Origin of the sequence: Ohtaekwangia sp., from assembly GCF_036786105.1 — a bacterium.
Lineage (GTDB): Bacteria > Bacteroidota > Bacteroidia > Cytophagales > Cyclobacteriaceae > Ohtaekwangia.
Genome location: NZ_DAIQRQ010000002.1, coordinates 162,915 through 175,208, shown reverse-complemented (window position 1 = coordinate 175,208; position 12,294 = coordinate 162,915). Strand labels below are relative to the sequence as shown.

The window sequence follows — 12,294 nt, the reverse complement described above, 5'->3', positions numbered from 1 at the left end:
ATCAATCGAGATAATCTGACGCTTCGTATTCTTCGAATTCGATTGTAAAGTCATCGGCATCCATATAGGCGGGGAAACGATCGCGGAAAGCATGCAGTGCATTGGCGCTTAATTCCATGGTTCGTATCGCCTCGGCTCCTTCGTTGGTATAGATTACATCGCCTTTGGGACTGATAATGGATGAATGGCCGTTATACTCTACGCCCTGATCGTCCTGCCCAATGCGGTTTACACCTACTACGTAGCTCAGGTTCTCAATGGCGCGGGCTTTCAGCAGCGTATCCCACATATCGATGCGAATCGTTGGCCAGTTGGCAACATAGATGGCTACATCGTAAGAAAGTTTTTGAGTGGCGCGATCCCAGCGATTACGGCTCCATACGGGGAAACGCAGGTCGTAACAGATCAGCGGACAAATCTTCCAGCCTTTCCAGGTGCCAATAAGTAAGCTCTCGCCAGGAGTATAAACTTTATGTTCATTTTCCATCCGGAACAGATGGCGTTTATCGTAGGTCTTGAAATTTCCGCCCGGCTCCATCCACAGCAGGCGATTGTAGTAGCGCTCGTGCACTTTCACGATATAGCTGCCCAGAATCAGCGCTCCGCTTTGATCGGCCATCTGGCGCATCCACTTAAAGGTGCGCATGTTCATCATTTCGGCCTTGCGGCCGGCAGCCATCGTAAAGCCTGTGGTGAACATTTCGGGTAGCACAATCACATCTTTATCGAGCCCGCTCACCTGCCAAATCTTCTCTTCAAACATCGAAAGGTTGGCTTCAACGTCTTCCCAGTGTAAATCAGATTGGATTATGGTGATTTTCAGGTCTTGCATGGCGGTGTGGATTTGGCTGCAAAGAAACGCAATGATCAAGTAAATCTAAAGACCAAATTTTTCTTTTTGGATGGTTTTTCACCGGTGGTCTCCAGCATGGGAAGATAAGCCCAAACGAGTTTCCGCGGCACGATTCTCTTCTTTGTTACAGTGAGTGGCTCTACAGCTTCCGCAAAATTGCTCCTGCCCGCTCGAGTGTTTCTTCTTTCTTGGCAAAACAAAAGCGCAGTAAGTGATTATCGGTTTTATCCTGATAGAACACCGATACGGGAATAGACGCGACCTTGAATTGCCTGGTAAGTTCTTCTGCCATGGCTACATCGCCTTGCTTTGAGATGTTTCTGTATGACACTACCTGAAAATATGAACCTCTGCTGGGCAGTGGCTCAAACGAAGAACCCTTTATCTGGTGCAAAAAGAAGTCGCGCTTCTGCTGGTAAAATTTACCGAGTGACTGATAATGGGAAGGTGTTTGCATATACTCCGCCAATGCCAGTTGCACCGGTGTGTTAACGCTGAAAACAATGAACTGATGCGTTTTGCGTACTTCGCGCGTCAGGTAATCCGGGGCCACGACATAGCCTGCTTTCCAACCCGTAGCATGAAATGTTTTACCGAATGAGAACACGGCAAAGCTGCGCGCTGCCAAAGCCGGATAACGCAACACACTTTGATGTTTGACATCATCGAAGATGAGTCGTTCATATACTTCGTCACTCAACACGAGCAGGTTATATTCCAACGCAATTTTTTCCAACGCTTTCAAATCATGCTCCTGCAAAACAGCACCGCTGGGATTATGCGGTGTATTGATCATGATCAGCTTGGTGCGCGGTGTGATCTTCGCACGAACCATATCCCAATCAATCGAAAAATCCGAAGTCATGTTGATGTGTATTGGAATACCGCCATTCAACCGGATCGCGGGATTGTAGGAGTCGTATGACGGATCAAATAAAATTACTTCATCACCGGCACTGATCACAGCTGCTATAACGGCAAATATACCCTCTGTTGCACCGGCTGTTATGGTAATCTCCGTTTCCGGGTCTATCGTACGTTGATAGGTGTCGGCTATAACTGTTGCTATCGTGCTGCGCAGTATGGGTGCTCCCGGCATAGGCGCATACTGGTTGTTGCCTTCCAGCATATAGCGATGCACGAGATTAATGATGTTTTCATCTATGCTGAAATCCGGGAAACCCTGCGACAGGTTGATAGCTCCATGATCGAGCGCCATTTTCGACATGATCGAAAATATAGATGTACCTATATCGGGAAGTCTTGATTGTATCTGCATGCTATCCTGTAAGTCTCGAAAAGCGAACGTTTGAGTTCGGGAAATCCATACCCATGCCAAACGCCCAGCTTAGCGCCGAAACAAAAATGGCTAATGCAACCGGAAAGGAAAAGGAAGGAGTCAACAAAACCTGATCGGACGATTGTATCACTGTAACCGCTACACCTGCCACTATGGAAGCGATAGCAAGCCATTGGTATATACGAAGTTTAGCAATGATCTTCGTTTGTGCTTCGCCACGATAGGCTTCTTCTATAAAACGCGCTGCACCAGAAAGTATAAAGTACATGCCTACAATAAGCGAAGGCGAAGCATCTGCCACCCATAAACGCAACAATACCAGGCCAATAATGATGTTAGAGAAGATAGAATATAGTTGTGTATTATGCAGCGGCTTGCCTTTCAGATCAGAGACTTTACAAACACGGCTATGCTCATTTATATACCGGATGCCCCACTGCCCGCTGGTTACAGTACCATGGCAACATCCTTGCACCATGCAACGCAGCCGGCCAACAGCTTGTGTCCACGGAGCAGCCAGTGCAAAAGCACATGCCATCGCTACATAAGATTGCCCGTATACTATATGCGCTATAGATAATCCTGCCAACCCTCCGAGCAAGGCACCGTAGTAACCAAACGGCCTGAGCAACCTGGGAGAACCTTCAACAAACTGCCCCCATAGCACACCACCCGCCAAAGACGAGAACGATGTAATTAAAAGCACTTCTATACGAATGGAAAACTGTGCTGCAATCAAAATACCCAGACCCGCTGCAAGACCGGCATATATACTATGGTTTATAATTCTGAATTTACCAATCCGGATCTCCCTCCAGGAGTTTGCCAATTGTTCGCTTCTGCGCTGAAGATATGTCCAGACGGTGTTGCGCTTCGCTGCGGTCCATACTACTATCATGGCCATAACTGCGTCAGCTACAGAATGCACTGCTGTGGCTATACAGCTGAAAGTAATCATACCTGCAAGCCACCACCATATAACGCGCCACCGTGGTATAAATGCGCTCCATGTAACAGCAGCCACCAGCGACCATATAACATGAAAGGAAGGAAATGCCGCAGAAGGCCCATCGATAGAACGCTCGTACAGAATAAATTCTCCCAACCACGTTTGAGGCACAAAGGCACGGGGTGCTGAGTAAAATGGAAATACAAAGAACATAAATATACCAATGCCGGCACTCCACCACGCCAGTAACAAAAAGCTACGCAATTGCGATTTTGTTTTGAGAAAGAAGGGCAGCAAACCAACAAAGAAATATATAGATGCATAGAATACCTCGGGCCATTCCAGCACCGGCCAATTCTCTTCAAAGGGTAAAATTGTATTTATATAGTAATGATCGATGCCCATGTATATAAACAACTCATACATGGCAAACCAGGGCACAAAGGCGGATACGAATACTCCGAAGCGTTCAGCGATGACGGGCTGTGCTGTAGCTTCTTCAGGCAATCCAAAAATTGTTTTGCGTGGCAGCTTACCAAAACGTTTCAGAAGATCCGGCTCTTCGTATCCGGCAACCAACGCAATACACAGTATAAACATCACCGGGGTTATTACGTAAAAGCCGCCAGCCGATTGAGCCACCATAGATATACCGGCACAGCAAAAACAAAATCCTGTATATATAGGATGTCGAAATAAACTATACCACCCTCTGTCTACAAAGTTTTTAGGAGGATAGGCATTCATGGGCAAGCCTTCGCCATATCGCCAGAGATCGAACATGGATAATGCAACGAGTAAAAAACCAATGATCGCCAAAGCCGATCCGATCAGTGCATTACCCACTACGGGTAATGTAACAGGAAGTTGTAGTGCCCACCAATACAACCCCGCGGGAACGATCATGCAAAAGAAAACGGCATACAGAAATTTGCCGAGAAAAGAACTGTTCACTTCCATTGTACTATTTCATGTATAGCTTGTCCGGTTGCCATAACGTGTTTACCACGATACAATGTTCCGGCTGAAAGCCATTTGTTTTCCTGCAGTTGAAGTATAGATTTCGGGAATAGTTTTGCAAGTGCAGGAAATCTTGCAAAAACTGTGGTGGTGACGGTTCCTTTCCGCAAAGTGTGTGCATCTGACAGTTGGAGGATGTATCTGTCAAATACAATTTTGTCTTGTGCTATACCAGGGGCAGCTATGCTTTGTCCGTTGTAATATACCAGCGCTTTGGGGGCGGCGCCTATCCAGCGAATCCAGATTATCGTGTGACCTTCTGCGAGGAATCTTCCCCAATGCAACTCATCGATGGGAAGTTTCCAGGGAGCAATGGTCAACTCGATCTTCTCTGCATAGCCTCGTCCGCTATATATACCGCCCTTGCCGATGCGCACCGTTGCATCACCTTGCGGCAGTATACATTGCCAACGTATAGCTTTTCCATCACCATTATCCAGTAAAGCCTCTTCTATAGGGGGATCAGAAGATTGCCATGTACCAGCACAATCGAAGGCCTTCCAACGGATCGTATTGCTATCTGTATCCGGAAATGCTTTTGTTGAAAACCTGTTTCTCTTGCGAAGTTTCCCGTGGCTGTCGAGAAACGTATAACCGCTATAGTGTAGTTTGATCCACTTCCAGGCTAGTGTTGCTGCATACCCGATAAATGCCTGATGTTCGTTGTCGGAGGCATCGAGATACCATTTCACCAACCGGAAATTGCTCATCTATACTGCACCAGTTATTTTCCGGGAGCAGATATTCTATATTCAGTATCTACTTTTCCTTTGCTGATATCGGCCAGCTTGCCTTTGAGCAAACGCTTTTTCAATGCCGGTAGATAGTCAACAAAGAGCTTGCCTTCAATGTGGTCGTATTCATGTTGAATAATACGTGCTTTCATTCCATCGAATGCTTCTTCATGCAAGTTCCACTGTTCATCGTAATAACGGATTTTGAGATCGGCCTTGCGCGAAACGTTCTCCCGTATATTCGGAATACTCAAACAGCCTTCTTCAAATTCCCAGGGTTCACCAGTCTCCTCCAGTATCTGCGGGTTGATAAATGCCTGCCTGAAATTTTCCATTCCTTCTTCATCGAGCTCTGTGCCATCCACAACAAACAGACGAATGCTTTTACCGATCTGCGGCGCAGCCAGACCAATGCCGTTAGCTGCATGCATTGTCTCGAACATGTCTTCGATCAACTGTTTCAGATCCGTGCCCTGCTCTATATCTTTAGCCCGCTGGCGCAGCACCGGGTCACCATACATTACGATAGGATAAATCATGGACGCAAAGTTAACCGTTATCCGGAATTGGTTAATCGTCTGCCAGGGGAAATTATAGAAGATAGCCGCTGAATCGGTAAGTTACCGGGCAGCCTCCATGAAAGATTGGAGAATAATGGTAGCACTGATCTTGTCTACATTGCCTTTTACCTGGCGGTCTTTCTTTTTCATACCGCCATCGATCATGGCGCGCATCGCCATACTACTGGTGAAACGCTCATCGGCCAGATGGACTGGCTTATCGGGAAATGTTTTCTTCAGTTCTTCTACAAACTTTCTTACGAGGGGAGCGATTTCAGAATCTTCGTTCTTTAATGTCTTGGGCATGCCCACTACAAACTCATCCACGGGTTCTTTTTGCAGATATACTTTCAGAAAATTCAAAAGCTCCTGGCTCGGCACTGTGTCCAGCGGGGTAGCAATTATCCGAAGAACATCGGTAACGGCTATACCGGTTCGCTTTGTACCATAATCAATCGCCAGGATTCTTCCCATATAGCGCGGAACAGAGATGAAGAAATTAGTTGAATTTTACTTTGTCGAGAAACGCTTTTTTTACTTTGGCTTCGAGTGCCATTGCTTTCGGAAAGAGAATTTCATTCTCAATGCGTGCATGTGTGATCAGACTCGTTTCGAACGCACGAAGCTCGTTGTATAGCACTTTGATGTGTAACGGAGTCGTTGCTTCAATCCTGTAATCTTTTGTGATTTTGCGTATGCCGTCCATCTCATCATCATGTGTTTCATGGTCGACAGCAAATTTCTGCACCGAATTTTTCTCTAACAGAAAATATAGCCTGGTGGGTACAAAATTACCTTTTGAAGCACGTTCCAGTGTTTGAATGAACCGGAAGAATGTATCTTCTTCTTCGTATATATGCTGTATAAAGTCTTCTACAAAAAGCGGAAACACCAGCTTCAGATCACGCTCTACAGAGATATAGTCTTCGTGGTGAGCCTTGAAACTTTCTACAAGGCGTGCGATGTAAGGGAGCTTGTGTTTTACAAACAGAAAGTGTGAGTGCTTGAGATACTCAATGATCAGATCGATCGGGTAAGAAATCAATGGCAGATCAGCTTCGCGCAAATGCGTTGGCGACTCCAGTTCGCGAATCACCTGCTCTACGCGCAAGCCTCGTTCGCGGCATACCTGCTCCAGCGTAAGTTCCGAATACTCATAGAAGCGAATGCCAAAGTAAAACAACACATACGCATGCACGTAGTTTTGATCTACGAGTTCTGAGATGCGCGTATCTTTCAATGTTGATTTACTCATGGTTCTGGTAAAGATAAGCTAAAAAAACGCCATAGTCAGCTACAGATGCCCGAAGAAAATCCCATGGGGTCAACGGGGCGCAAAAATGGTTAAATTACAATGAACGGGCCATCGGCCGCATTCATAACCCTATGGCAAACCGCAGCAGCCAGCCCCTTGATAAGGGAAAGTTGCAAGGATATTACCGCCTGTTTTCTGGAACTTTCTCGTCCAACATTTATCTTCGGACTTCGTTAATAGATTATTTATTATTGCCGTATGAGTGAGAACAGAAATTCAAAGTATCAGATAAGTTTACCCATCGTGTTATGTCTGGGGCTGGCAGCAGGGGTGTTTGTGGGGTCAAGTTTCAGCTCGCGAAAAAGTACTGCCGATGTAGGCGCTGATGTTCAGAAACTGCGCGAAGTGCTCACCGAGATTCATGATGAATATGTAGACACGGTAAACACGGGCAACCTGGTGGATGAAGCCATTCAGGAAATGCTTCACAAACTCGATCCGCATTCGTCTTATATACCAGCGCGCGATCGCATTGCTGCGAACGAAGATCTCCGCGGAAATTTTGATGGCATCGGTATCGAGTTCAATATTTTTCGAGACACCATCGTTGTGGTTACACCGCTGAGCGGTGGGCCGTCAGAAGCGCTGGGCATTCAATCAGGCGACAAGATCGTAAAGGTAGATGACAAAGTACTGGCAGGTGTGGGCGTTACCTCTGCGGAGGTGATGAAGGCACTGAAAGGCCCGAAAGGAACAGAGGTAAAGGTTACAATCCTGCGAAGAGGCAAAGAGATCGAGTACAAAATTATTCGTGACAAAATACCACAGTACTCTGTGGATGTTTCTTATATGGTTGATAAAGAGATCGGCTATATCAAAGTGAATCGCTTTGCAGCTACAACCTACGATGAGTTTCACGAAGCACTGAATAAACTGAAAGGTCAGGGCATGAAAAAACTTGTGCTCGATCTACAGGGAAATCCAGGCGGGTATATGAACATTGCGATCGATATGGCTGACGATTTTTTGAAAACCGGCAAGAAGATCGTGTTCACGAAAGGTAAAGACAAAAAGAACAACTCCGAAGCATATTCTACCGAGCGCGGAGCATTTGAGCAAGGCGATCTTATTGTACTCGTTAACGAAGGCAGCGCGTCTGCTTCTGAAATTGTATCGGGTGCCTTACAGGATAATGACCGCGCTTTGATTGTGGGACGCAGAAGTTTTGGTAAAGGACTTGTTCAATCACCATTCGACCTGAGCGATGGCTCCGAGCTGCGCCTCACCGTAAGCCGCTATTATACTCCCAGTGGCCGCTCTATTCAAAAGCCTTACCAGGACGAAGATGAATATGCACTGGATATTGTAAGCCGTTATAATCACGGCGAGTTTTTCCATGCCGACAGTATCAAGTTTAACGACTCATTGAAATATACTACTCCAAACGGCAGAACCGTATATGGCGGTGGCGGTATTATGCCCGACTATTTTGTACCGCTGGATACATCGCTGAACAGCCATTACCTGAACGAGCTGTATACTTCTACTTCCATTCAGGAATTTACGTTTGGATATGCCGAAGTACACAAAGAAGAACTGGAGAAAAAAGGATACGAAGATTATCTGAAGAACTTTGTTGTTACTGACAAAATGATCAATGAGCTTGTGAAAATTGGTGAACGGAACAAGGTGAAACCGAACCAGAAAGAACTTCGCGATAAACGCAAACTATTCCAGGTACACGTTAAGGCACAGATCGCACGCAAGCTTTGGGGCAACGATGGATTCTATCCGGTGTTTAATGAAACGAACGAAGTCTTCATGCAAGCCATTAAGCTGTTCGATCACATTCCTGAGCTCGACAGGCGAAAGCTCTAATTTTTTGAACGAAGGATCAGCTTTGATGCAAGTATATATACATCAAGCTGATCCTTATCTTTTAAACTCATCGCTACAAACACTTCATGACGATTGACTCACCTATGAAAATCGGATTAATCCGAGAGGGTAAAATTCCTACCGATAAGCGTGTACCCTTTACTCCTCAACAGGCTCTTGAAATTCAACAACATTTTCCGCTATTAAAAGTAGTATGCGAAGAAAGCAGCATTCGTTGTTTCAGGGATGACGAGTATCGTACACTGCATATACCGGTAACAAAAGATGTAAGTGATTGCGACATACTGATGGGTATAAAAGAAGTTCCCATTGATCAGCTTATCGAAAACAAAACGTATTTTTTCTTCTCGCATACTATTAAAAAGCAGGCCTACAACCGAAAGCTGCTGCAGGCTGTGCTGAAGAAAAACATACGCCTTATTGATTATGAAGTACTCACCGATCGCTATGGCAACAGGCTCGTGGCCTTTGGCCGATATGCTGGTATAGTAGGTGCCTACAATGCATTGTGGACGTATGGTAAACGTTTCAAAACATTTTCGTTAAGAAGGGCACACGAGTGCCACGATGTAAATGATCTTAAACTGGAACTGCGCAAAGTAAAATTACCAGCCGTTAAAATCATACTTACGGGTGCAGGGCGCGTAGGCAAAGGATGTATGGAGACGCTAGACTCTGCTGGTATACGCAAGGTAAACCCGCAGGATTTCCTCACACGGCAGTTTAATGAACCGGTATATGTTCAGCTCGGCAGTGCAGATTATCATATTCGTAAAGAAGGTGGAAATTTTAATCGTGAAGAGTTTCATAAAAATCCGGAGCGATATACTTCAACATTTACAGACTTCACAAAAGTGGCAGATATACTTATTGCAGGCGCCTATTGGAATCCGAAAGCTCCGGTACTTTTCACACGGGCTGATATGCAATCATCTGAATTTAAGATAACCATCGTTGCTGATGTTACGTGCGATATAGATGGTTCCATTCCCAGCACAAAGAAGGCAACTACCATAGCACAACCTTTGTATGATTACGATCCTGCTACGGATTCATTAAAACCAGAGCTCTCCGGAGAAAAGTATATTACGGTGATGGCCGTTGACAATTTACCTTGCGAATTGCCACGAAGTGCTTCCGAAGAATTTGGCCAGGACCTCATCAACAAAGTACTGCCAATGCTGGTAAACGCCGATCCTGACGATGTTATCAAACGAGCTACGATAGCTGCAAACGGGAAACTTACTACTCATTTTGAATATCTCACCGATTACGTCAACGGTTTGTGAACATGTACATAGAGTGAGCTTTCAATAAAACCATGATAGAATTTTTGGGATGCCTTTCTGCGAAGACCTTCGCGTTCCAGCTGCAAGCGCCACGGAGGTAATGATGTTGCTTCGATCTTGCTTAGGGTGCGAAAGAATATATACATGCTTTTCAGCAAGATTTTTTGCCACCACCTACCTTCATCTACAAAATCGGTAACAATCCAGCATCCATCTTCTTTCAGTATATTTTTAATCTGATGTATGCGATTGGACGCGTGCTGTTCTGAAAAAAGGTCCAGGAAGAAATTAGTGATAATGCAATCATATACTGCGCCAACAGGAATTTCCTCACTCCACACAAATCGGATACGCGATGCATCTTTCGGCTTTATTTTTTTCTCCGTTTGCCGGATCATCTCTTGCGAGGCTTCAACATACACTACTGAGCACGTGCTGTTCACGGCAAATAGCTCCTGCACAATCCAACCCGTTCCTCCGCCAATGATCAGCACGGTGGCGTGCGAAGATATAGCAGCCAAGAAATGGCGCTGCGATGCTACCATGCTCTTTCCATACACCAAGCGCGAAAGTGTATCATATACCGGGGCGATACGATCGAAGCTCATACCGTTAAAAGAATAGGTAGATCGCCGGCATCACAAATACAAAATCACCGACTAATCTGAATCGATCGGATATAGCAAAGTAGCGGCTTGCCACGAAGATGATGAGCAATACTACATTCATAAGCAGGATAATGATATCGGCTAAAGAAATATGAATACCCGTGATGAAGATTGCTAAGCCAAAAAGTATCCATATAAAAATACGGGTTGTTTTTTCGCCCAATATCGTTACAAAAGATATATTGTTATCCTGCTTGTCGCGCTCGTGATCAAACCACGAAAATAAAATCAAATTAATAAGGGCCGTGAGGCAGAACTGAGCAATCGTCATCCACGGCCATTCCTTGGCAGGTAATGCTGCGACAGATACAGAAGGAAGTATTACACCAATGGTATATACTATTGCTATAAAAAATTCCTTCAAAAATTTCAGATAACGATTTATCAGAAAGTATATACCTACTGTTCCACCAACATACAGACCTGCAACAAAAACAGTATGCCTTATATATAAAATGATGATGCCATTTATTGATACCGCTATCAGTAGCAGCAGCGCGAGTAGTCTGAAATGTTTTTGATGGAATCTGTGGCGCTCGGTAGCAGCTGGAGCCTTGATCTTGTATGCATCCAGTAAATGATCGGCCGTATAAATGATCCACACTGAAAGGCCCAGCGCAACCAAACCATAGGGCAGAATATGAACATTCAAAATGCGGGCAAAGAAAAGAGCAGAACATACCGCACCTGCCGCAACGTCAACACTCAGCAGATTTAATAATCTATATAGTTTAACGAGTTGCTGCATGAACTCTTTTGATCAGAACAAGTATAAAATAAAAAAAGTCCTCCGGTTTTTCAGAGGACTTTCCTATTGCGATAAAATATTTTAAGATGACTTCAATGCTTCTGCACCACCCACGATCTCGAGGATTTCTTTTGTAATCGCTGCCTGGCGCGTTCTGTTATACGTAAGCCGAAGTTGTTTCAACAATTCGCCTGCGTTCTCGGTAGCCTTATCCATCGCTGTCATACGGGCACCGTTTTCAGCAGCTTGCGAATCCAGCAGCGCCTTGAACAATTGTACTTTCAACGACTTTGGAATGAGACCTGTAATGATTTCTTCCTGATCAGGTTGATATATATAATCGATCTGATTGGAAGCATTGCTTTCCACAGCCGGTGCAGGTACTGGCAGTAGTTGTTCTGCACGAAGAATCTGAGTAGCAACGTTTTTAAATTCGTTGTACACCAGTTCTACCTTATCAAATTTACCTTCTTTAAACGCCGTCATCACATACTCCATGGTATTCGATACATTCTCGAATGTGAGTTGGTTATAGACAGAAGTAAAGTCAGTAATTACCGGGTATTTACGCTTGCCAAAGAAGTCTGTCGCTTTACGACCGATGGTCAATATCGTTACATTTTCTTTTGCATATTGTGCACTGTATTTCTCCTCGATCAGTCGAAGTACACCTTTGAAAATATTGCTGTTGAATGATCCGCAAAGACCACGATCGGAGCTGATGGCGATAATGAGAATTTTCTTCTCTTCGCGTACTACACTATACCAGTTGTCGCTGTCAGCACCACTTTGGGCAGCCGACAGGTTCTTCAGAATATAAGAAAGCTTTTGCGCGAACGGACGCATCTGCACGATTCTGTCTTGTGACTTACGCAGTTTTGCAGCCGCCACCATTTTCATGGCTTTGGTGATTTGCTGCGTAGAGACTACAGATACAATTCTATTTTTTACTTCTTTTAAACTCGGCATACCTTGTAATGCGTATGTGTTTTAAGTGCTGACGTGTTGATATTAACGCA

At 44.9% G+C, this 12,294-nt stretch carries 12 protein-coding genes; 2 read left to right on the top strand and 10 right to left on the bottom strand.

Going from position 1 to position 12,294, the window contains the following annotated elements; all coding sequences use genetic code 11:
* Position 1 precedes the first annotated feature (1 nt).
* The 7 genes from V7Q33_RS01800 to V7Q33_RS01770 all read right to left on the bottom strand — a co-directional run bounded on the left by V7Q33_RS01800 (position 2) and on the right by V7Q33_RS01770 (position 6,671).
* On the bottom strand, positions 2-832 hold the full coding sequence (locus V7Q33_RS01800) for an amidohydrolase (protein WP_331980268.1): 831 nt from the start codon (positions 830-832) through the stop codon (positions 2-4).
* A 160-nt stretch (positions 833-992) separates the two neighbouring features.
* Positions 993-2,132 (bottom strand): methionine aminotransferase, encoded by a 1,140-nt coding sequence (locus tag V7Q33_RS01795; RefSeq protein ID WP_333818705.1) that lies wholly within the window; start codon positions 2,130-2,132, stop codon positions 993-995.
* A 1-nt stretch (position 2,133) separates the two neighbouring features.
* Positions 2,134-4,062: a prolipoprotein diacylglyceryl transferase family protein gene (locus V7Q33_RS01790; RefSeq protein WP_333818703.1), complete on the bottom strand. Its 1,929-nt coding sequence runs from the start codon at positions 4,060-4,062 to the stop codon at positions 2,134-2,136.
* A complete protein-coding gene (locus V7Q33_RS01785) occupies positions 4,053-4,832 on the bottom strand; it encodes a hypothetical protein (RefSeq protein WP_331980261.1) in 780 nt (259 codons plus the stop codon). The genes V7Q33_RS01790 and V7Q33_RS01785 overlap by 10 nt, the downstream gene beginning before the upstream one ends.
* 14 nt (positions 4,833-4,846) lie before the next feature.
* Positions 4,847-5,395 carry a peptide deformylase gene (def, locus tag V7Q33_RS01780; RefSeq protein ID WP_331980259.1) on the bottom strand — a complete coding sequence of 183 codons (549 nt, stop codon included), beginning with the start codon at positions 5,393-5,395 and terminating at the stop codon, positions 4,847-4,849.
* 81 nt (positions 5,396-5,476) lie between these two features.
* Positions 5,477-5,890: a Holliday junction resolvase RuvX gene (ruvX, locus tag V7Q33_RS01775; protein ID WP_331980257.1), complete on the bottom strand. Its 414-nt coding sequence runs from the start codon at positions 5,888-5,890 to the stop codon at positions 5,477-5,479.
* Positions 5,891-5,915: 25 nt separating this feature from the next.
* The gene (locus V7Q33_RS01770; protein ID WP_331980255.1) at positions 5,916-6,671 is read right to left on the bottom strand and encodes an iron-sulfur cluster repair di-iron protein; all 756 of its coding nucleotides are present in this window, start codon (positions 6,669-6,671) and stop codon (positions 5,916-5,918) included.
* Between the two features lie 258 nt (positions 6,672-6,929).
* Here V7Q33_RS01770 and V7Q33_RS01765 point away from each other — a divergent pair, with 258 nt between their 5' ends.
* Together V7Q33_RS01765 and V7Q33_RS01760 are read left to right on the top strand one after the other, a co-directional pair.
* On the top strand, positions 6,930-8,549 hold the full coding sequence (locus V7Q33_RS01765) for a S41 family peptidase (protein WP_333818702.1): 1,620 nt from the start codon (positions 6,930-6,932) through the stop codon (positions 8,547-8,549).
* A gap of 104 nt (positions 8,550-8,653) precedes the next feature.
* Positions 8,654-9,859, top strand: coding sequence for an NAD(P)-dependent oxidoreductase (locus V7Q33_RS01760; RefSeq protein WP_333818701.1), 1,206 nt, complete (start codon positions 8,654-8,656; stop codon positions 9,857-9,859).
* Here the strand turns inward: V7Q33_RS01760 and V7Q33_RS01755 are convergent.
* From V7Q33_RS01755 to atpG, 3 genes are all read right to left on the bottom strand, one after another.
* The gene (locus V7Q33_RS01755; RefSeq protein WP_333818700.1) at positions 9,841-10,467 is read right to left on the bottom strand and encodes a class I SAM-dependent methyltransferase; all 627 of its coding nucleotides are present in this window, start codon (positions 10,465-10,467) and stop codon (positions 9,841-9,843) included. The two genes, V7Q33_RS01760 and V7Q33_RS01755, sit on opposite strands and share 19 nt — an antisense overlap.
* A 4-nt stretch (positions 10,468-10,471) precedes the next feature.
* A complete protein-coding gene (locus tag V7Q33_RS01750) occupies positions 10,472-11,275 on the bottom strand; it encodes a hypothetical protein (protein WP_333818699.1) in 804 nt (267 codons plus the stop codon).
* An 81-nt stretch (positions 11,276-11,356) separates the two neighbouring features.
* Positions 11,357-12,244: an ATP synthase F1 subunit gamma gene (gene atpG, locus V7Q33_RS01745; protein WP_333818698.1), complete on the bottom strand. Its 888-nt coding sequence runs from the start codon at positions 12,242-12,244 to the stop codon at positions 11,357-11,359.
* Positions 12,245-12,294 lie beyond the last annotated feature (50 nt).